The 21,739-nt window shown below is 41.1% G+C and carries 18 protein-coding genes; 14 read left to right on the plus strand and 4 right to left on the minus strand.

Annotated elements, in window-relative coordinates; all coding sequences use genetic code 11:
* The first annotated feature begins 65 nt into the window (after window positions 1–65).
* Together NSQ66_RS14895 and NSQ66_RS14900 are read left to right on the plus strand one after the other, a co-directional pair.
* Window positions 66–1,417, plus strand: a protein-coding gene (locus NSQ66_RS14895) for an IS3 family transposase (RefSeq protein ID WP_141118633.1) whose coding sequence is annotated in 2 segments (ribosomal slippage) — window positions 66–453 and window positions 453–1,417 — 1,353 coding nt in all. Because the reading frame shifts where the segments join, the coding sequence is not laid out codon by codon here.
* Between the two features lie 216 nt (window positions 1,418–1,633).
* The gene (locus tag NSQ66_RS14900; RefSeq protein WP_339279718.1) at window positions 1,634–2,518 is read left to right on the plus strand and encodes a VanZ family protein; all 885 of its coding nucleotides are present in this window, start codon (window positions 1,634–1,636) and stop codon (window positions 2,516–2,518) included.
* A 24-nt stretch (window positions 2,519–2,542) separates the two neighbouring features.
* Here the strand turns inward: NSQ66_RS14900 and NSQ66_RS14905 are convergent, their stop codons facing one another.
* The gene (locus NSQ66_RS14905) at window positions 2,543–3,601 is read right to left on the minus strand and encodes a PocR ligand-binding domain-containing protein (RefSeq protein WP_036677374.1); all 1,059 of its coding nucleotides are present in this window, start codon (window positions 3,599–3,601) and stop codon (window positions 2,543–2,545) included.
* Between the two features lie 203 nt (window positions 3,602–3,804).
* Here NSQ66_RS14905 and NSQ66_RS14910 point away from each other — a divergent pair, with 203 nt between their 5' ends.
* The 3 genes from NSQ66_RS14910 (at window position 3,805) to NSQ66_RS14920 (ending at window position 8,751) form a co-directional block, all read left to right on the plus strand.
* Window positions 3,805–4,941, plus strand: a complete 1,137-nt coding sequence (locus NSQ66_RS14910; protein WP_036677373.1) for a glycerol dehydrogenase — start codon at window positions 3,805–3,807, stop codon at window positions 4,939–4,941.
* A 1-nt stretch (window position 4,942) separates the two neighbouring features.
* Window positions 4,943–6,703 (plus strand): dihydroxyacetone kinase subunit DhaK, encoded by a 1,761-nt coding sequence (gene dhaK, locus NSQ66_RS14915; protein ID WP_076214836.1) that lies wholly within the window; start codon window positions 4,943–4,945, stop codon window positions 6,701–6,703.
* 137 nt (window positions 6,704–6,840) lie between these two features.
* A complete protein-coding gene (locus NSQ66_RS14920; protein WP_076141216.1) occupies window positions 6,841–8,751 on the plus strand; it encodes an alpha/beta fold hydrolase in 1,911 nt (636 codons plus the stop codon).
* Window positions 8,752–8,848: 97 nt separating this feature from the next.
* Here the strand turns inward: NSQ66_RS14920 and NSQ66_RS14925 are convergent, their stop codons facing one another.
* A complete protein-coding gene (locus NSQ66_RS14925) occupies window positions 8,849–9,628 on the minus strand; it encodes a GNAT family N-acetyltransferase (protein WP_076141285.1) in 780 nt (259 codons plus the stop codon).
* A 149-nt stretch (window positions 9,629–9,777) separates the two neighbouring features.
* Here NSQ66_RS14925 and NSQ66_RS14930 point away from each other — a divergent pair, with 149 nt between their 5' ends.
* The 6 genes from NSQ66_RS14930 (at window position 9,778) to NSQ66_RS14955 (ending at window position 15,045) form a co-directional block, all read left to right on the plus strand.
* Complete coding sequence (locus tag NSQ66_RS14930; protein WP_076141217.1) at window positions 9,778–10,479, plus strand: hypothetical protein; 702 nt, start codon at window positions 9,778–9,780, stop codon at window positions 10,477–10,479.
* Between the two features lie 74 nt (window positions 10,480–10,553).
* Complete coding sequence (locus NSQ66_RS14935) at window positions 10,554–11,210, plus strand: sigma-70 family RNA polymerase sigma factor (RefSeq protein ID WP_249267686.1); 657 nt, start codon at window positions 10,554–10,556, stop codon at window positions 11,208–11,210.
* Window positions 11,207–12,112: a hypothetical protein gene (locus tag NSQ66_RS14940; RefSeq protein ID WP_249267687.1), complete on the plus strand. Its 906-nt coding sequence runs from the start codon at window positions 11,207–11,209 to the stop codon at window positions 12,110–12,112. The genes NSQ66_RS14935 and NSQ66_RS14940 overlap by 4 nt, the downstream gene beginning before the upstream one ends.
* 176 nt (window positions 12,113–12,288) lie before the next feature.
* A complete protein-coding gene (locus tag NSQ66_RS14945; RefSeq protein ID WP_339279719.1) occupies window positions 12,289–13,263 on the plus strand; it encodes an AraC family transcriptional regulator in 975 nt (324 codons plus the stop codon).
* A gap of 130 nt (window positions 13,264–13,393) precedes the next feature.
* The gene (locus NSQ66_RS14950; RefSeq protein WP_076141218.1) at window positions 13,394–14,383 is read left to right on the plus strand and encodes an ABC transporter substrate-binding protein; all 990 of its coding nucleotides are present in this window, start codon (window positions 13,394–13,396) and stop codon (window positions 14,381–14,383) included.
* Between the two features lie 68 nt (window positions 14,384–14,451).
* A complete protein-coding gene (locus NSQ66_RS14955) occupies window positions 14,452–15,045 on the plus strand; it encodes an AAA family ATPase (protein WP_038571047.1) in 594 nt (197 codons plus the stop codon).
* Window positions 15,046–15,300: 255 nt separating this feature from the next.
* On the opposite strand, the gene NSQ66_RS14960 is transcribed toward NSQ66_RS14955, so the two are convergent.
* The gene (locus tag NSQ66_RS14960; protein ID WP_036677364.1) at window positions 15,301–16,383 is read right to left on the minus strand and encodes a GntR family transcriptional regulator; all 1,083 of its coding nucleotides are present in this window, start codon (window positions 16,381–16,383) and stop codon (window positions 15,301–15,303) included.
* A 308-nt stretch (window positions 16,384–16,691) separates the two neighbouring features.
* Here NSQ66_RS14960 and NSQ66_RS14965 point away from each other — a divergent pair, with 308 nt between their 5' ends.
* Genes NSQ66_RS14965 through araA form a run of 3 tightly spaced genes read left to right on the plus strand, consistent with a single transcriptional unit; the run spans window position 16,692 to window position 20,468 of the window.
* Window positions 16,692–18,299, plus strand: coding sequence for an FGGY-family carbohydrate kinase (locus NSQ66_RS14965; RefSeq protein ID WP_038571051.1), 1,608 nt, complete (start codon window positions 16,692–16,694; stop codon window positions 18,297–18,299).
* Window positions 18,300–18,315: 16 nt separating this feature from the next.
* The gene (locus tag NSQ66_RS14970; RefSeq protein WP_036677359.1) at window positions 18,316–19,011 is read left to right on the plus strand and encodes an L-ribulose-5-phosphate 4-epimerase; all 696 of its coding nucleotides are present in this window, start codon (window positions 18,316–18,318) and stop codon (window positions 19,009–19,011) included.
* Window positions 19,012–19,043: 32 nt separating this feature from the next.
* Window positions 19,044–20,468 carry an L-arabinose isomerase gene (gene araA, locus NSQ66_RS14975; RefSeq protein WP_038571054.1) on the plus strand — a complete coding sequence of 475 codons (1,425 nt, stop codon included), beginning with the start codon at window positions 19,044–19,046 and terminating at the stop codon, window positions 20,466–20,468.
* 83 nt (window positions 20,469–20,551) lie between these two features.
* On the opposite strand, the gene NSQ66_RS14980 is transcribed toward araA, so the two are convergent.
* On the minus strand, window positions 20,552–21,694 hold the full coding sequence (locus NSQ66_RS14980; RefSeq protein ID WP_076141219.1) for a glycosyl hydrolase family 8: 1,143 nt from the start codon (window positions 21,692–21,694) through the stop codon (window positions 20,552–20,554).
* Window positions 21,695–21,739: the final 45 nt, after the last annotated feature.

Here is a 21,739-nt window from a genome sequence, read left to right on the forward strand (position 1 = left end):
AAGTGACCCTCTTACGGGTCATTTTGTGTTTTAATCGAAATATCGAAATAACGGAGGAAGCCTTCATGAATAACAAAACAAGAGGAAGCTCAAGGATATTCAACGAAAATGAGATCAAACAACTAGAGAACAATCCAAATGTAGAGAACGTGACGGAAAAGAGTATTACCTATTCACCAACGTTTAAGTTGGCTGCGGTTAAGGCCTATAAGGAAGGCCAAGCCCCAATGGAGATCTTCCTTAGCGCAGGATTTAACCTAGATATTATCGGTCGCAAGAAGCCTAAGCATTGCCTAACCCGTTGGCGTAATACATATAATGCTCTGGGAGAGGCTGGACTACTAGAGGAACAACGAGGAAAAGGATCCCCGGGCAGACGACCGACAGGGGAACTTTCTACCGAGGAAAAGTTAAAACGTGCAGAAGCACGAATCAAGCTTCTGGAGATGGAGAACGACTTCTTAAAAAAGCTGGAGGCGCTCGAAAAGCAGAAGATGCAGAGGAAACGTTGACCCCCTCCGAGCGCTACGAAATTATTAACCAAACGATACGTAAGCACGGTCTGCAGCGAATGACGCGTTATTTGTGTAAGCTAGCTTGTGTGAGCTTAAGCGGATATTACCGTTGGCAAGTCGCTGAGGAAGCAAGACAGTTGCGAGAGAAGGCAGACGAACGAGACGCTTTCCTTATCAAGAAACACTATGACGCTTTGAATGGTAAAGCTGGAGCATTGGTCGTGAAGATGTGGCTGGAACGGGAGAATGGTATCATCATGAATCATAAAAAGATTCGAAGATTAATGCGAAAATATAAGCTTGTTGCTACGATCCGGCAAGCAAATCCCTATCGCAAGATGGCAAAAGCCACACAAGAGCACCAAACATGTCCCAACCTACTCAAGCGCCAGTTTGACCAAGGAGAGCCTGAGAAAGTGCTGCTGACGGATATTACCTATATGCATTATGGTAATGGACAATGTGCTTATTTATCCGTGGTGAAAGACGGGGCTACGAGACAAATTTTAGCTCACTACCTCTCTTCTTCATTGGCTATGCCAATTGTAGAACGAACACTGGAGAAACTACTTGAACGACTGGATGGCAATATTCATCCAGAAGCCCTTTTGCATTCGGATCAAGGAATGCACTATACTCACCCTAGATTCCGCCTTCTCGTACGCGAAGCTGGGTTTACACAGTCCATGTCACGGAAAGGGAACTGCTGGGATAACGCCGCCATGGAGAGCTTTTTTGGCCATCTGAAGGATGATTTGGAGTACAAGACATGTATGACTCTCTTGGAATTACGAACAAAGGTTGATGACTATATCGCCTACTATAACTCCGAGCGATATCAATGGACATTAAAAAAGATGACTCCCGATGAATTCAGGAGTCACCTATTAATTGCTTCTTAAAGGTCTTCTTTTTTCAACTTTCCACAAATACGGTCACAGTTCAAACTAAGGGTGATGGCTTTTTTATCGAAATAAGCCTTGAATGACTAAATCGTCACCTTCAGTGTCACGGGAATGTCACCTTGGAGAGATATACTATTTCCATCGACATATGGAGGGAATTGTGAAGTTATTATGGGAGTGAAATTACGGAAGATCCTTATTATAGGAACTATTTTGTATACACTGTTGATCTTATATTTTTTGTTTTTTGCTTTCAATAGAGTTGAGCATGCAACAAGCCAGTATGAATACACGTTTATGTTGATTCCTGAAAGTGTTCCGCTTCTTTTTCCTGATCTCTTTGACCTATCCTTTTCTTGGGTTTATGACTTTGGGAACATCGCTGCTTTTATTCCTTTTGGCGTATTATTCCCTTTGCTGTATCGTACACATTTTAAGAAGTTTATTTGTTTGTTTATCTTAACAATTTTTGGGCTGGAAACTCTTCAAGCTTTAACTTTTTTAGGTTCCTTTGATGTAGCCGATGTCATCTCCAATACGTTAGGGGCAATGATCGGATTTTGTGCATATAAGATTGGATTTTCCCCGGAAATCACCAGGAGATCGCTTTTTACTTCGACATTATCTGTTGTTGTGCTATTGGTTGGAATCATGGGAATCTCTGAGATCATTGATTTAACTCTGAAGAAAAGTGAAAGACCTGTGCAGGGATTACAAAAGTTGGAAAAGCTTACGGGAAGCATGCCTATCACGCATAATCTTCCCAGTTTCACTATCGCTGGTGAAAATATAATACCAAAAATGAATTTATACAGCAGTGAAGGTGAAGAAATTAAAAAATACACCTATACTTTGGGTGATAAAAAAGAGGTATCGTTATATTTCAGCTTTGGATTCCCGGAAAATGAAAATTCTAGCAGTGAACTAATGATTATAGCTGATGGCAACGTGATCCTTCAATCCAGTGAACAATATAGTTCCCAAGCTGAACTCAACAATACGGCATTAGTTACCGTAAAAGAAATAACCTTTATCCTTAAAGGGAATGTGAAGTTATGGGATGTAGGATTTAGTGAAATGAAGCATTGGTGGGAATGAGGAACTAACCCTTCGCTAATTTTATTAACGGAGGGTTTCTTTTGCTGATCGCCTCATATACATATTCCGATATACAGCCGGGGTGAGGTTCTCGTATTTTTTGAAGGTTTTAATGAAATAGCCCGTGTCGCAAAAGCCCAAATCATCACTGACTTGATTGATCGGGGAATCCGTGGATTCCAGCAGTTGCTTAGCCCATTCAATCTTGAGTCTGGCAATGAAGACGGAGAAATTCTCTCCAGTTTCTTTTGTGAAAATACGGCTGAAATAACTGGGGCTGATATGACAAAGCTTAGCCATTTCTTTGAGGCTGAAATTCTCATTTTTATGTGTATAAATGTAATTAAAAGCAGGCTGAAGCACAGAATTCGCTGAGACGAACTTTTGAACACCATTTTTTAATTTGGTCTCGATCAACGCCCCGGATAACTCCTGCTGTATGGATTGGATTTTTCGGTACGTACGGTCTGATTCGTCCATAGCTTCGGCAGAAGCGGGTTCTTCTATATTGGTGGTCAGAACCTTTTTGTACAAATCCACGGTAGTATGCTTTTGAATGGCTTCCTCCACGATATAGGTACTTAACTGCAGCAGCAGCTCAACACACTTTGTTACTTCATCGTAGGATAAAACAGGCAGTGCCAGGTAATCCTCTTTGAGTGTTTGAAACTTCATGTTCGTCTCCACATTCGGTGGCCGAGAGACAATCTGCTCCAGTTGTGGCGCGTCAGGTTCACGAAGCTTGAGCTGTCCGGCCATAATTGCACCTAGGTATTGATTATCTATAATGATTGGAATCGCGATATCTATAATATTGAAATGACATAAATAAATAAACGGTTTGTTCTGGCGAACCGCTTCAATTCCAGCGCGGGCATCACATTTTTGACAATATTGAGAGAGATGGGAGTCCTGGCGCACACCTTGACAGAAAGGCTGACAATAGCTGTGCTTGGTCACGGGAACACCCTTGTAATCAACAGTAAGAATAGCCATTTTGGTTACAAGAGATAAGGAATCCTGGAGCTTTTCCCATTTCTTCAAATCAATAATTTCTTCTAGATTGAACCGGGATTTTGACATCACAAAATTCTCCTATGTAAGTTATAGAATCTTAATGAACATTATACAGAATAATTCAACACAATGACATGAAAGTTCGATTTTTCACGATTATGACAAAAAAATACGATAAGAAAACGCTTTAATAAGCTTTTATTGTTTCATGTTTCTTAAATTAGAGCAATCTATAATGATAACTATAAACAACTGAGGAGGAACGAAAAATGAGAAGAGCATTTATCAGTCCGACGAAATATGTACAAGGTGAGAATGAATTATTGAACTTAGGTTACTTCGTAAAAACCTTTGGTGATTCTGCTTTGTTAATTGCCCATCCAGATGATGTAACACGTGTGAAAGACAAACTGGAGTCAACTAAACAGAAATTTAATATAACTCTTGTTGAAAGCGGCTTCCACGGGGAATGCTCAAGACAAGAAGTCGCCAGATTACAAGCGCTAGCCAAGGAGCATCAATGTGCATGTACGATTGGCTTGGGTGGAGGTAAGGCGATTGATACGGCAAAATGTGTAGCTGAAGGAGAAGCACTGATTATCGTTCCAACGATAGCAGCAACTGATGCTCCGACAAGCCACTCAGCGGTGCTCTATACTCCGGAAGGTGAATTTGATGATTATGCTTATTTCAAGCAAAGCCCGAGTGTAGTCATGATTGATACAACAGTTATTGCCAATGCACCTACAAGATTTCTTGTGGCAGGCATGGGAGATGCACTTTCAACCTATTTTGAAGCAAGAGCTACTGCAAATTCGTATTCCAATGTGAATGCAGGTTTACCTTGCGGAGTTCGTGAAGGGGTTTGCGGTGAAGCTAAAGGGACAGTAACAGCGCTGGGACTTGCAAAGCTCTGTTATGAGACATTGCTTGAGAATGGATTCAAGGCGAAGCAGGCTTGCGATCTGAATATCGTAACCCCAGCTTTGGAGAATATAATCGAGACGAATATTCTTTTATCGGGTCTTGGGTTTGAAAGCGGTGGTTTGGCAGCGATTCATGCGATTCATAATGGGTTAACTGCTTTGGAAGGAACTCATCATTATTATCATGGTGAAAAGGTAGCCTTCAGCACGATTGCTCAACTGGTTCTTGAAAACGCAGACCGGAATGAATTAAAAGAAGTGTTGGACTTCTGTCTTTCGATTGGTCTCCCAGTTTGCTTAGCGGATATTGGTGTTGAGCATGTAACCTATGAGGAACTGCTTGAGGTTGCTAAAAAAGCTTGCATTGCTGAGGAATCTATCCATTCGATGCCGTTTCCAATTACGGAGGATGCGGTTGCATCAGCAATTATGGCAGCCGATCAATTAGGCCGTCAATATAAATCAAGTAAGGAGCTTTAAGATGAAAAAAATAATAAACAAGCCGGAGACTCTGGTTAGGGAAATGTGTAACGGGCTTGTCTTGGCGCATCCCGAGCTGGATTTCGATCCGAAATTTAAAGTGATTTCTAAGAAAGAGATTAATCAAGATAAAGTTACCCTGATCAGTGGTGGCGGAAGCGGGCATGAACCGGCTCATGCCGGGTTCGTAGGAACCGGGATGCTGGATGCAGCTGTATGCGGTGATGTGTTTGCTTCTCCATCCCAAATCCAGGTTTATCAAGCGATTCGCCGCACAGCAAGCACCAAAGGTTCGTTGCTTATTATCAAGAATTATAGCGGTGACATCATGAACTTTAAAAATGCGGCCCATCTAGCAACTGAAGATGGTATCGAAGTGGATTATGTCAAAGTAGACGACGACATTGCCGTTGAAGACAGTCTTTATACAGTAGGGAGAAGAGGCGTAGCCGGAACAGTGCTTGTTCATAAGGTAGCCGGAGCAGCAGCAGAAGCTGGATTGTCTTTAGCAGAAGTGAAAGAAGCGGCGCAACATGCAATTGATCATGTGCGCAGCATAGGCTTCGCCTATACCTCTTGTACCGTACCTGCCAAAGGTACTCCGACATTTCATATTGAAGAGAACGAGATGGAATACGGGGTTGGGATCCATGGAGAACCTGGAATACGCAGGGAGAAAATTGTACCCGCAGATGAATTAGCACAGCGAATGGTTACCTCTTTGCTAGACAACCTCCAAATGAATGATCAGAAGCAGGAGGAAGTAGCCGTATTAATTAATGGATTTGGCGGCACCCCGCTGCAAGAGTTATATTTGCTGAACAATTCTGTCATCCGCGAATTAACTGCTAAGAATAAACAAGTGTTTAAAGTGTTTGTTGGTAACTACATGACCAGCATTGACATGGCAGGTGCATCGGTGACGATAATGAAGCTGGATGAGACGCTGAAGAAATGGTTATCTGCGCCTTGTGATACACCAGCCTTGTCGATTAAAGGCCCCTTTGAGCCTGTGAACTATACTGAAGTAATCCAGGAAGAGAAAGCAGACAGCAATGTATCCTTTAAGAATAATACGGATGCTGCTGCAGCGGTGATTAAGAACAATCGGTTTACTTTGCAAAATATCGTCTATCTGCTCGATCAAATGAGCCAGGTTATTATTGAGAATGAAGTTCCGTTCTGTGAGCTTGACTCCCACGCTGGAGACGGAGATTTCGGGATGAGTGTAGCTAAGGGCTTTAAACAGCTGAAAGTCGAGTGGGAGGATATTTTAGCTCATCATCTCACTAATATCGGTGAGTTTCTTGACGCCTGCTCCATGGTCATTATGGAATATTGCGGCGGAGCATCCGGACCGATCTGGGGATCAGGCTTCCGCGCAGCGAGCAAAAATGTTCAACAGAAGGAAGAGCTGACCATTCAGGAGTTTGCTGATATGATGCAGGCTGTTGTCAAAGGGATTCAAGAAACGGGTGAAAGATCTTTTGGCAGAGGGGCTGTTGTCGGAGACAAGACATTGATTGATGCGCTTGTACCGTTTGCAGATGCCTGGACCCAAAGTGCAGAACAAGGCGACGATATCAAAGTGGCGGCAAGTAAAGCAGCGGAAGCAGCTGTCCAAGGTTCTAAAAATACTATAGAAATCGTTGCCCGTATGGGAAGAGCCGGCACAGTAGGGGAACGCAGCATCGGTTATCCGGATGCGGGTGCTCATGCACTTGGGGTTATTTTCACAGAGCTTGCAAAAGCAATGAAATAAGAATCACACACATAACCTGAATCCGAGGGATATCTACTCATGGGGTCTACTAATGAATTTTTCGGATTCAGGTTATTTTTTTTGCCCATTTTGTGTTACACATTTTGATTTGATACTTTTTTTGGGGGGGAGACCAGATGAAAAAGTTTCTGTCTACGAGATTAGCATTGAAATTTTTATGTGTCGCTTTATCCATGGTTTTGATCAGTTGTGTGGGAGCTTCTTTCTTGCAAACAGATTTCGGCAAGGTCCAGATTAGTAAGTTTAAGATTCCGTCCGATAATGGTACTTGGATTGAGGGAAATCTGTTCAGGCCTGTCTCAGCAAATGCAGAGCATAAAGTTCCACTCGTCATTACTAGTCACGGTTTTTTAAACAATAAAGAGATGCAGGATAGTACCGCAATCGAACTTTCCCGTCGGGGAATTGCTGTGATTGCAATGGATTTCTTATGGCATGGTGGCTCGAGCTCTCCTGATATGCCATTTTTCCCAACGATAATGTCAGAGAATAATGGGATGATTCCTTTAGTGGAATATGCATCATCCAGTCTTGATTATGTAGACTCTACAAAAATCGGCATTAGTGGTCATTCTATGGGTGGAATGATTACCTGGAGTACACTCCAGTATTATGGCCAACTTTATTTGGCAGAGCTCGAAGCGGCGAAAGATCCCTCTTCAGAAGAAGGCGCAATTATTACGGTAAGTGAAGAAGCCAAGGCTGATGCTTTGAATAAAGTTGCATCCGCTTTCATTGTTTCTCAGGTCGAACAGTCTACCGATGAGACTTTTCAAAACATCCATGCCAATGTAGGCATCAATGTAGGCAAATATGATGAAGGCGGATCCGGATTTGCGAGAGGGAATGCTGATCTTTCGGGCGATGCCCCAGAATCACTAGCTGCTATAAATTCAGTAATGCCGGAGAATCAAAAGATAAACGCTGTGGAAATCGGCAAATATTACGGTAATGCAGCTGATCAAACCTTGCGCGTCGTGTACAATCCAGCGGAGATCCACCCTTGGCAACACTTTTCGGTGGCGAGCACTGGTTATTTAGTTGACTTTTTTACGAAAGCGTTTCAAATCAATAATCCGTTATCTGCCGGCAACCAATTATGGTTATGGAAAGAGATCTTTAACTTTATCGGCTTGTTAGGATCCTTTTTATTTATTGTCCCCTTTGCGGTATTGCTCCTCAAGCTTCCTTGTTTCAATAGTCTAATTCAACCTACTCCTGCCAAGTTACCGGAGCCTAAGACCAGAAAAAGCAAGATTCTTTTTTGGGGCTCTTGGATAATGAGTTGGGTAATTTCCGCAATATCATACCTTCCGATCAGTCGCTGGTGTATTATAGCTGGACAGAATATCCTTCAGCCTCGTAGTTTATTTCCACAAACCGCCATGAACTTTATTTTAATCTGGGCGATCTTTAACGGCCTTGTGGGTCTATTGTTATTCTGGCTAACCACTCGTTTATCAGGAAAAAATTATAATGAGCACTCTGAAAGCTGGGGAATAAAAACAAATTTGAAAGAACTGCTGAAGACTTTTGCACTTGCGGTATGTATATTCACTGGATTCTATGCTTTGGTTGCATTTGCAGATTATTTCTTTCAGACAGACTTCCGCTTATGGGTACTGGCAATTAAAGTATTCACTCCGAATCAATTATTAATTGGCTTACGTTATATGCTTTTCTTCTTTATATTTTATGTTGCACAGTCAATTGCCGTGAACTCTACCACCCCAGTTGAAGGGCAGAAAGAATGGAGGGATCTGCTCATTAGCGGGACAGGCGGTGTGCTTGGAATTCTAGTGCTCATTGGGGTACAATACGGAACGTTATTTTCAACAGGCGTAACTTTTTGGCAAAATCAAGATTGGCTCAGAATACTAGTCCTTTTCCCTCTCGTTTTCCAGCTTTTTATTGCAGCTTATATTTCGCGTTACCTCTTTAAGTGCACAGGAAAAATATGGCTGGGAGCCATGGTGAATTGTGTGATTATAGTGATGATGGGCGCAGCCAATACATTTACATTTTGAGAGATGCTTTAATCTATTCTTCTACGAAGAATATGCCTACGGCGTAAGAGGTTTAGATAGAAAAAACGTACTGCAGCTAATGCAGTACGTTTTTAGATTAAATAATAAATTTAACGATGTATTGTTGGCAAATGAGTTCATATCCCAGCGATTGATATAGAGAAATGGCTCCTACATTCTCCTCAAAAACATTCAAATATACGTTAGCTGAAATGGCATGTCCTTGGCGTGTTAGCTCTGCACAGACTTTTTTTCCATAACCATTTCTTCTCCAGGCTACATCTGTTCCGATATTTCCTAGTTCAACGTAATCCTCACTATATATATGGTATCCTCCTACAGCAATCAGCTCGTCTTGTGCCATCACACCATAGAACGGATTCTGTAATTCTTCTTTTGAAAAAGCCATGGTTTGCAGCTCGTTCATCTTTGCTTCAATTCGCTGGAAATGAGCAGGTCCTAAGTGCATAACATGCTTGTCCGCTGTTGGTAGAACATCTTCATGAATATGTTTCATAAGAAACAATTTTTTGGGAGGGCTGTAGAACTCAAGCTGAGAAGCAAAGACCTGCAGCTCTTGTTCGTTAATAATAAAGCTACCTACCGCATGGTTATGTAGATGTAATTCATCTTTCATGAACGCCAACATTGAGCTGAGACAAAAGGATTGCTGAACTGGATATACAGAAAAAGCATTAAACGGAAGGCCACTTAAAAAGGCTAATACTCCAAGCAACTCGCCCTGGTCAGAATACTGACCGTAATGCACTGTGTTTTGTCTGCGAAAAGTAAGGTATGAATAATATAAAAAATGCTGTTCCTTATTAATCGAGCTTAATATAACATCTAACTCTGCTGCTGTTAATTTTCTATACATATACGACCTGCCTCCATTAACAATTGCTGTTGCTATTTCCTCTTGCCGAATTTGCACAACCTTTTCTAATATATCATAAATCAGAACTTTAATTGCTTTATTGCTGGGTTGAGTCAAGTATGATACTATTGTCCCCTTAGAAACATAAAATGAGATATGAAGGTTTTCTTGAAAGGATGATATATATTAAGGCAATCTTAGTTCGGTACTTCGGAAATCCGCAAGATCGAACCGCCATGTTCAACGCTGCTTCCTTAGTCATCGATGCTTTTATTGGTATAGGCAAGTTAATTCTTGGGTTATATCTATTGTCCGGATGGTTCATCACAAATGCACTTTATTATCTGATCCTGTGTATAGCCAAAGGACAGGTGCTTCATAAATATACATTAGCTAAAAAAGTCAGTTCAGCACAGCAAAGGTATTCCATGGAGCTTTATGTTTATAAGCGTGGCGGTGTTTTTCTTTGTCTTCTAGGGGTTTCATATCTGTTGGTCTGCCTGCGGATTTATCTAGTCGGAGACGCTTTGGTTTATGAAGGTTACATTGTATATCTGGTAGCACTGATCGCTTTTACAAAACTTGGTTTTGCCATTCATGGAAATATTGTTAACCGTCATCTCAAAAATCCCATTATATCAACATTAAAAATGATTAGCTTTACTGATGCCTTAGTCTCCATTGTTGTCACTCAAATGGCTGTGCTTACAATGAAAGGCTCACCTCAGGCATTAAACGCCAGCGCGTTGTTTGGCATGGGATGTAGTGTTTTATTTTGTCTGGGGGGGATCTGGATGATGCTCCGTAAGACAAAGGTTCCAATGAAGGAAGTAGAATTAATTAAAAATTAGATGATATCATAACTTCCCCTTATCCCTTAGGATGAGGGGTTATTTGTATTTTTATGTCATATTATCAGCGTTGAATGCCGAAGCTTATAGAAAATTATATTTTTATGCAACCTAAACACTTCTTTTCCTACTTTATAAGTGAATGCTTAATCAAATCGAACGGAAGTGATGGAGTGGAAGATAGTGAAATCATACAATTGTATTTTGCACGTAATGAAAGGGCAGTAGAAGAAACATCGAAAAAATATAGAAATTATTGTACTCGGATCGCTCATAACATTTTGTCTAATGCTGAAGATTCGGAAGAATGTGTTAACGATACCTTTCTTGGTGCATGGGAAGCAATACCGCCGAAGTCTCCTGCAAAGCTGTCCTCTTTTCTGGGGAGAATCACACGAAATATTGCTTTGAACAAATACGATTATTACATGGCTAAAAAACGGAATAAAAAATTCGATACGATTCTTAATGAATTAAACGATTGTTTATCCTCTTCAGACAACGTTGAAACCCAATACGAGGAAGCACAAATAGCCGAATCTATAAGCAAATTTCTACACAACATTAAGGAAGATCAACGGAATGTTTTTTTGAGGCGTTACTGGTATTCTGATTCTTTGGCCGATATTGCCGCACGCTTCTCAATCAGTGAAAGTAAAACCAAATCAATTCTTTTCAGAACACGCAAAAAACTCCAAATATATCTTCAGAAAGAGGGTTATTTCCTTTGAATAATAAAGAGCTCTTCAAAACAATCGGTTACATAGACGAAAATCTGATAGAAAAAGCCAACTCCGCGAGACGCACTAATAAAAAAGCTTATGTAAAGTGGGGCTCACTCGCAGCTTGTGCTGCATTGGTGTTAGGTGTGGCCGTTTATAAATTTCCGCAGACTCCGTTGCCTAATTCACCACAAATATCACAGCAGACACCAGTCTCGTCTCCCACAGGGGTTCGCAAAATTCTGAATTACAATGGATACCGTTATGCATTCGTAGCAGATGGCGCTCAGTTTAAGTTCACAGGTATGGAGCCTGACAAATCGCTTGGTGCATTAGAGTTTGATCTCAACCAAGAGCCCGGAAAGAATGACGGGGATAAGAATGCGGAAAAAGATTATGCCGCTACGTTCGCTATGGGTGGAAAGCTGTATGAAATCCCAACATACCCATCCCATTTTCGTATTGCAGTTAAGGATGAGCAATATTATTATCTAGCTGAAATTGTGGCGAAGGTAGACGATTCTGCAATGAGCGCGAAGGAGTATCTAGATCTGGCTAATCTGAAGGAGCATGCAAAAGATATCTATATTCTGAATCATGTGGGGAATGACGTGCAAAAGACTATCACTGATCATCCTATTGTTGAGTCCATTATCGAAGGTTTGTACAGCGCAAAAAAAACAGAGCTAAGCATTAAGGAATATGAAGCTCTTGCAGCGGCGCAATCCCAAGGAAAATCATATCAATTACAGTTCAACCTCAAAGACGGGACTTATATCGCCATGTATATCATTCCCGAATTAAAGGTGGTGTCTATGGGTGATGCTTATTATTATTTGCCTGATGCCTTTTTTGATCAAACCAGCGACCTCTTTTCAGGGCTGACACAAGAAGTGCTACCGCTTTACTGAGAAGGCGGAGATAAGAGATCCTTAAAAACTGTACATTGCAGGTTATCTAATATCTCGCATATAATGATCTAAATGATAATCGTTATCATTTAATAGAAGAGAAAAGGTGATCTGCTCATGATAAAACATAATATTGGGATTACGGAGTGCAGCTTACCTGCTGAGTGTATAACAGAATGACAAGTTCATCTATTCATAACATCTATAACGGGTATTTCGATGCTTTGTTTGAGGCTCCGTCTATGAGGGGCACTACAGAGAGGAAACATTTTGCACAATCCAGTACACAAGGATACGTCGATAGAGTGATCACACCCTCCGGGATCGAAATTGTTGATAGTGATTACCGTTTTGCTGATGATCGCCTAGTTCGGGTTCAATCCGAAGCGGCGATGATTGAGTTAAGCTTTTGTCTGCAGGGAAGCGGGGAAGTTCATGTAACAGATACCAGCCATGAGTTAATGCCCGATAGTTGTTCATTGCAGTTCATGCAGGATTTCCAAGCGGAATTTCACTATCGCAGTGCTGAACCTATCCGTTTATTGTCCATAGGTGTACCGGTTACACTATTCGATTCATGGATGGCGGATCAAGGCTCTTCACATGCTCGCAGCTTATCCGGGCTGTTAGATTCACGTGCTTTTCGAATGTTCCGTATGCCTATTCTTCCAGAAACCACCCGATTATTGGTGCAATTGAGAGACTGTCCATATCATACCTCCATGCGCCGGTTGTACGTAGAGGGGAAGGCATTAGAACTCCTATCTGTATATTTTGACGTTTTTCTTTTTGAGCAGAAACATACTAAACGGAGTTTGCATTTATCACGTAGTGACCGAGAAAACATTCGAAAAGCCAGGGATATCATCCTTGACCACATGGCAAACCCACCTTCGCTAATCGAATTGTCCAAGCTGGCAGGCATTAACGAATACAAATTAAAAGTTGGTTTTAAGGAAGAGTACGGAACAACTGTATTTGCATATTTACGGAACAAACGTTTAGAAAAAGCATGGGAAATCATAAGTACCGGGGAGATTAGTGTCAGCCAAACAGCGACGATGGTAGGTTACAACAACTTTAGTCATTTTGCCGAAGCTTTTCGGAAGCAGTATGGAATTAATCCTTCAGAAGTAATTAAAAAACGATAAAAATTAAATAAATATCCGCCAAACCGTTATTCAATCCCTCTGCCGGTAGTTCTGTCCTATCAGCAGAGTGTATGATCGGACTTGCTAGAAGTGAGAATGATTATCAGTAGATTGGAGAGGGTTGGAAAAAATGTTCAGTTTAAAACAGATCTCTTTTGTGGGAATCGCCTTAATCATGATGGTGATGCTGTACGGGTGTGGGAATTCAGGTCAGGAGGCTAAAGTAGAAAATTCTCAACCTGCGGTAAATTCAGAACCCGTCGCTACTAATTCGACCGAAACACGTACCCTCAAGGATGCTAAAGGGGATATTGTAATACCGGTGAACCCGGTTAGAATTGCCGATGTATCCGGCTCAACGGAAGAACTTCTGGTGCTTGGATATAAACCTGTTATTACTGGGAATACAGATATGGCTAATTCATTAGAAATCACTCCTATTCTCAAAAAAGAACTGCCTGATGTAACTCCCGCTGGATGGTTTCAGACGGAAGTCAACTTAGAAGCGATCATTGCAGCAAGCCCTGATTTGATACTGGCAGGACCTACCCAAGAAAAAATCTATGATCAACTAAATATGATTGCTCCAACAGTGAGGGTGCCTTATGGTTTTAACGCTTTTAGAGAGCGATTTGCATTTGTTGCGGAGGTGCTTGATAAGAAAGCGGAAATGGAAACGTGGCTGAAGGCCTATGATCAACGTGCTCTACTACTACATGATCAAATCACTGAGATAACCAAGGAAGAGACGTTTGCGGTAATCGAAGCTACAGAGAAAGAAATACGCATCTATTCCCGCACAGGTATTGCGGATATGATTTTTAATGATCTAGGATTACCCATCGCGCCAGGTACACCGGAGCCAGATCCATGGGGAGGGAAAGTGACAAGTCTAGAAGCACTGTCCACCTTTAATCCAGACCATATCATTTTATTATCCGATAATGACCAGAATGTTCTTGACCAAAGCAAGGTCTGGAGCAATCTGAAAGCTGTAAAATCGAATAATATATATCGTATAACAAGCAGACAAAATTATAATGAGGCTTTCTTTGCTTTAGGAAAAGAAGCATTGTTGGAGCAAATAGCCGAACAAATCAAGGAACATATCAAACAGTAAAGGATAATTTAATCTTTTCTCGAATATTCTCTGAGTTGCAATGATTATTATTTGAAGGGATGATTAAATTGAAGCAAGGGATATTAGTTTTTCTAAATGGAACTTCAAGTTCCGGAAAGACCTCCATATCGACTGAACTGATAAAACAGAAAGAGATTCCTTTTTATCATTTATCAATTGATGATTTTTTTAATAATTACAATGATTTTATTAATAATAAATTTCCAGATGAACCTACAAGAGAAATAGATCATCAAGTCGTTTCCCAAATATTGGATGATTCCATATTCTCAGTGTACCATTCGACAATTAAATTGTTATCAGAATTTGGTTTTAATGTAATAGTAGATACCGTAATCGACAACGATAAGAGGTTTAATGTGTTTCTTGATCAATTTTTCGATCACCCTACGTTATTTATAGGTGTAATATGCTCGAAAGAAGAACTCATAAGAAGAGAGCAAACAAGAGGAGATAGAATGATTGGACTAGCAGCTTCACAGTTTAGCAAAGTATATTGCTTTGAAGAATATGACCTCGAAGTAAATACGGAAGAGATGAATTCATTAGAATGTGCTGAAAAGATATTAAGTTTTATTAAGTCCAATAAGGAATACTCGGTATTTAAGAAATTAAGTAAAAGAAATGTTAGTGTTTCCTAGATGGTGTATCCAGATAACACCATATTCAAGCCTTGGGGCTATCACCCCTCGGGCTGCCGAGGGATTTCGGGATAAATACGGGATAAATCCCGGCAAGCTTGTGAAACAGTTTGCTTCTACTGTACTGTTGACTTCAAACCAAGAATCGAACCTTTAAAGAATACGGAGATAACAGTTGCAAATAACCCACCAGTCACGACTGGTGGGTTATTACATTTACATATGAAGATAAACGCAAATCCCTCAGAATTTATTCTATCTCTCGACTACTGTTTCTCCTTCAATCAACACAGGTTGATAATAAGTGTTGTTGGGAAGATCCTTTTTTCCTTGTAATTTTTTAATGACCCAATCCGCTGCATCACGGCCCATAGTTTCTTGGGGATGCGTCAAAGTGGTCAGTTTGATGTTCGCATTTTGGGCAATATAGGAGTTGTCCTGGCCAATAATTGATAATTCCTCTGGTATAGAAATGTTCAGCTGTCTGCAAGCATTGACCACTTCCAAACCAACCTCGTCGTTGTAGCAGACAATCGCAGAGAGGGTATCTCTATTTTTATTTAGGAAATCCTTCAAGTTCGTAGCTAAGGTTTGTTTGGTCTCGGTGTTGAACGAAAATATTTGCTCTGGATAGAACCGCAATTTAGCTTCTTCGAGGGCTTTGATATAACCCTTCATTCGATATTTGCCTTGTAAATCATCCATTTTTGCGATAAGTCCAATTTGAGAGTGGCCTTTGGAAATCAATTCTTTTGTTGCCAGATAACTGGACTGCACATCGTCAAGACAAAGGAAGGGGAGCTCTATTTCCTCATAAAAAGCATTAATCATAATGAGTGGAATATCTTGCTCCTTAAACGACAGATAATACGCAATATTGGGATTATACAGATTACTTTTCGTAGGTTCAATAATTAAACCATCTACACCGTAGGACAACATCATTTCGAGAGCTTTTTTTTCTTGCGCAACATCGTTATTGGTACTAGCCAATAATAGAGAATAGTTATCCTCATTCATTCGGCTTTCAATCCCCCGGATAATAGAAGGGAAGATGTAGTCAGAGATATACGTCGTAATTACACCGATCGTCTTCTTATGTGAACTCCCGCCGGTCTTTGTGCGATATTGGTTGCTGACATACGTGCCAGAACCTTTTTCGCTGCGGAGGAATCCTTCGTTGGATAGCTCTAAAATGGCTTTTCTAACAGTCTGTCTGCTAACCTCGTACAAGGACTGCAAGGCAGACTCCGTAGGAATTTGTTCGCCTACATTGTAATCTCCTGAAAGGATCTTGCTTTTTATATCCTCTATAATCACTTGATACTTTGGTTTCATGTAATTCCTCTTTCCATACTTGTTCGCTTTTTGATTCGTTCATTTCGTTAAGTTGTATGTACAAATTATAGCATGACTACGAATTAAATATAAAGGGGCTCTTTTTTTATGAAAAAATGTAAATATTTCGTACCTTTAGATCATCATAAACAAACTAAGTACGGAGTTAAATTATTATCATCTCCATATTTGTATGTATATATAACTATTTTATTGACAAATGTACGTACAAAAATTTATACTAAAGCTGTTAATTAAGAAAGCGAATTCTTTTATATTAAAAAAGCGCTGTCAGAGAGGTGACTAACGTGATATCGAATCGATTAAGCATCGAAGAAGCAATCAATAAGGGAGAAACTTCGCTAGGGATTGAATTTGGATCCACGCGTATTAAAGCAGTACTTATTGATCATAGTTTTCAAACGATCGCTTCTGGAAGTTATGAATGGGAAAATCAATTGAAAGACGGCTTTTGGACGTACAGCCTAGAAGATATTATCAAAGGTCTACAAGATGCTTATCGTGAGATGAAGCAAGAAGTTCAACAAAATTACGGAATCACCCTCCAAACCGTTGGTTCAATCGGGTTTTCTGCAATGATGCATGGATATATGGCTTTTGACGAACAGGATCAATTGCTCGTTCCGTTCCGGACTTGGCGTAATGCAACAACTGGTAAGGCAGCCAAAGAATTGACGGATGTATTTAAATTCAATATCCCGGAACGTTGGAGTATTGCTCATCTTTATCAGGCGATCTTAAACAAAGAAGAACATGTGCCGGAGATTCGGTTTGTTACGACGTTGGCAGGATACATTCATTGGTTATTGACCGGCAACAAAGCACTTGGTGTTGGGGATGCTTCAGGTATGTTCCCGATTGATGAATCCATAGGGAATTATAATGAATCCATGATACAACAGTTTGATGAGCTTATTGCTGGCAAAGGTTATTCGCTGAAGACCAGCGATCTTCTTCCTAAGGTGTATGTTGCCGGTGAGCAAGCGGGTCTATTAACCGAAGCAGGAGCCAAAATTCTGGATCCATCATTGCAATTACAAGCTGGGATTCCGCTTAGCCCTCCAGAAGGGGATGCGGGAACCGGTATGGTTGCTACCAATAGTGTAAGAAAACGTACCGGGAATGTCTCCGTAGGAACCTCTGTTTTTGCCATGATCGTATTGGAACAAGAACTTTCTAAGGTTTATCCGGAAATTGATATGGTGACTACACCAGACGGAAGTCCGGTAGGTATGGTTCATGCTAATAACTGTTCAAGTGACCTTAACGCCTGGCTCGGATTATTCCGTGAGTTCTATGAAGCAATGGGGCAAAACGTAGAAGCTGATAAATTGTACAGCGTATTGCTGAATAAGGCTTTGGAAGCAGACGCAGATGCGGGTGGATTGCTCAGTTACGGTTATTTCTCGGGTGAGAACATTACGGGGTTAGAAGAAGGCCGTCCGCTATTTGTACGTTCGCCTGAGAGCAAATTTAATCTGGCTAACTTTATGCGTGCACATTTGTTCAGCGCCTTTGGTGCTTTGAAAATTGGAATGGACATTTTGACGAAAGAAGAGAATGTAGCCATAGATAGTATTTTAGGACACGGCGGTATATTTAAGACTCCGGTTGTTGGCCAAAAAATGATGGCAGCTTCACTGAATGTTCCTGTTTCCGTAATGTCAACTGCTGGAGAAGGCGGCGCATGGGGAATGGCTATTCTTGCCTCCTACATGATGAACAAAAATCAGGAAGAAAGCTTGGAAGACTTCCTCGATCAAAAAGTGTTCAAAGATGTAAAGGGAGAAGAAATTCATCCCGATGCAACCGACATTAAAGGCTTTGAAACCTTTATCGAACGTTATAAAAAAGGTTTGGCGATTGAGCAATCCGCTGTTGATAATTTAGTCTGAAAATGGAGGGACCAAGATGTTAGAACAACTTAAAGAAGAGGTTTTTCAAGCCAATCTGGAATTGCCGAAACATGGACTTATCAAGTATACATGGGGAAATGTGAGTGCAATTGATCGCGAAAGTGGATTATTCGTAATCAAACCTAGTGGTGTAGATTATGAAACAATGAAAGCCAGCGATATGGTAGTTGTTGATCTGGATGGCAATGTGGTTGAAGGGGAGATGAGACCTTCCTCCGATACACCTACTCACGCAGTACTTTATAAACATTACTCCGAAATTGGCGGAATCGTGCATACACATTCCACTTGGGCAACTATTTGGGCACAAGCAGGACTTGACGTTCCTGTAATGGGAACTACGCACGCTGATACATTCTATGGCTCCATTCCTTGTGCGCGTTTCTTGACGCAAGAGGAAATCGATCGGGGTTACGAAGCGGAAACAGGTAATGTAATCATCGAAACCTTTGAACAACGCGGGATAGATATTATGGCGGTTCCCGGTGTTTTGCTTAAAGGCCACGGACCCTTTACTTGGGGGAAAAATGCAAAATCCGCTGTAATGAACAGCGTAGTGTTGGATGAAGTATCAAAAATGAATTTATTTGCTAGAGAGTTGAACCATTTTGCGGAAGAATTGCCACAACGTATTCTAGATAAACATTACTTGCGCAAACATGGGAAAGACGCTTATTACGGTCAAAAATAATCAAACTACAAAATGATGAAAAGAGGATGAATATGTCAACAGCAGTAGCAAAAGAATTTTGGTTTGTCGTAGGTTCGCAACATCTTTATGGGGAAGAAGCATTGGCTGAAGTTAAAGCGCACGCACAGACGATGACAGATGCTTTGAATAAAAGCGGAGTTTTGCCTTACCCACTAGTATTGCAGGATTTGGCTGTCAGCGCAGATAAAATCACCAACATTATGAAAGAAGTTAACTACCGTGACGAAGTTGCCGGTGTCATCACTTGGATGCATACTTTCTCACCTGCAAAAATGTGGATCCGCGGAACAAAAATGCTGCAAAAACCTTTGCTTCATCTAGCTACGCAATATAATGAAAGTATTCCATGGGCAACAATAGATATGGACTTCATGAATCTAAACCAAGCAGCTCATGGTGACCGTGAATATGGTTTTATTAACGCCCGTTTGAACAAACAAAACAAAGTGGTTGTAGGCTATTGGGAACGCCCTGAAGTTCAAAAGCAAATTGCAGAATGGATGGACGTAGCCGTTGCTTATAACGAAAGCTTCAATATCAAAGTTGCTCGTTTTGGTGACAACATGCGTAACGTTGGTGTAACTGAAGGAGATAAAGTTGAAGCCCAAATTCAATTTGGCTGGACGGTTGACTACTTTGGTATTGGTGACCTGGTTCAAGTCATTAATGAAGTTAAAGAAGAAGAAATCGATGGTTTGTTTGCTGAATATGCAGAGCTGTATGAATTCGACTATGGCACTAACAGCAAAGAAGCATGGGAAGCTAGCGTAAGAGTTCAAGCAAGCTATGAAATTGCTATCAAACGTTTCCTTGATCAAGGTGGCTACAATGCCTTCACCTCAAACTTCGAAGATTTACATGGAATGAAACAACTTCCAGGACTTGCTGTTCAACGTTTGATGGCACAAGGATATGGTTTTGCTGGAGAAGGAGACTGGAAGACTGCAGCTCTCGACCGCTTACTTAAAGTGATGAGCCATAACCAATCCACTGGCTTTATGGAAGATTACACCTATGAATTGACGGTTGGACAAGAATCTATTCTTCAATCCCATATGCTTGAAGTAGATCCAACTTTGGCAAGCAACAAACCAAAAATCATCGTGTCTCCACTAGGTATTGGTGGCAAAGACGATCCAGCCCGTTTAGTATTTGACGGTAAAGCAGGAGACGGTGTAGTGGTTTCCATGGCTGACTTCGGTACGCATTACAAACTTTTGATCAACGAAGTGACTGCTTTTGAACCAACTGTTCCAGCTCCAAACCTTCCAGTAGCTCGTGTGCTTTGGAATGTTAAACCAAACTTCCAAGACGGGGTAAAAGCTTGGATCGAAAATGGTGGCGGTCACCACACCGTTGTTTCTTTAACTCTTACAACAGACCAAATTATTGCTTACGCAAAACTTGTTAACTTGGAATATGTAGTAATTAAATAATAGCAAAGCTTTATTACGATTAATAGGACTCCATTCCTCGACCTTTTCGAGGAATGGAGTCCTATTGTTTTGTTCGATATACTTCAATAAATGCGATAGTTTCCACTTAGGGCTAGTAAACTAAAGAAGTACAGACAGTTATCATAATAACGACGTTGTCCAGTTCGCAAAGGTGTATCCCAAAACAAACGGACAAAATGCTCTGCCTCCGGGCCATCCGAAGCAAGCGAAGCCATGGCATTGGTCGCCAAAAGGCCTACTGGATGCAGCGCCGGTTCGTCGAATGCCTGTCCCTCAATGGTGTACCGCCGGTAATTGGAAACTTCGATATTCCTAAAAAAAGCTTGAATTCGGTTACATTGATTGACCTGCCAGCTGTCCTTTTGGAACCATACCCAGTCCAGACCGATATTAGCCGCAACCCGGTAAGCATCACTGAAAAAATGGCTGAAATCACCATGAGGCTGGGGTTCTGCCGGGGTGCCGTTAAAATTGGCATATTCGGGAGCGAGACCAGTTATAGGATGGCATGTAGTGTGTAGATATGTGCGGCTGGCTTCCGCCGCTTCTCGCCAAAATATATGGTCACCTTCATCAGCCCACAAAGCGAACAAATCATAGAAATGGGGGAGATGGTAAGATGGATCACTGAAGGTGGATTCCGGTACGAATTTAATCAGTTTCGTTTCCGCGTCCCACATTGAGTCACCAGCGCCTGTTTCAGTTTTATGTACACAAGCACGCAATATTATTCGAGCCTGCTCGGAATAATTATAAGGTGCCGGACCGTTCCCCCAACGTTTTGAGGCAAAAAACAAAGCCATGGCGAAAAACTCTTCCCCGTCCGGTGCGGGTCCTTGTGAAATTCTTGTACCGTCAGGCTTGCAGTGCCAAGCAAAGTAATCGGCATAACGGCCTTCTTTGTGCTGCATAAACGTCTTAGAGAAGTTCCATAAACGATCAAACTCATCTTTTTTATTCATTTGAACAGCCATCATCATCCCGTAGGACATTCCTTCAGACCTAACATCCAGATTACCTGTATCCAGAATATAGCTTTTATCCTCGTCCAGCGGATAGTAGATTCGTACGTTCGGATCTCCGTAAAACAAATCACTCCAAGTTTCTTCGAGTTTAGCGTTGATTTCATCTTCAGAAAAGCCAAACTCCTTAAATAAATTGCGATATTTCCCCGTATAAAAAGCACCTTGTTGTGTCATTGGCATGATATTTCCCCTCCTGTGCACTCCAGCATGCACTCCATTTCAATA

Origin of the sequence: Paenibacillus sp. FSL H3-0329 (genome assembly GCF_037963285.1) — a bacterium.
Classification (GTDB): Bacteria; Bacillota; Bacilli; order Paenibacillales; family Paenibacillaceae; genus Paenibacillus_AQ; species Paenibacillus_AQ odorifer.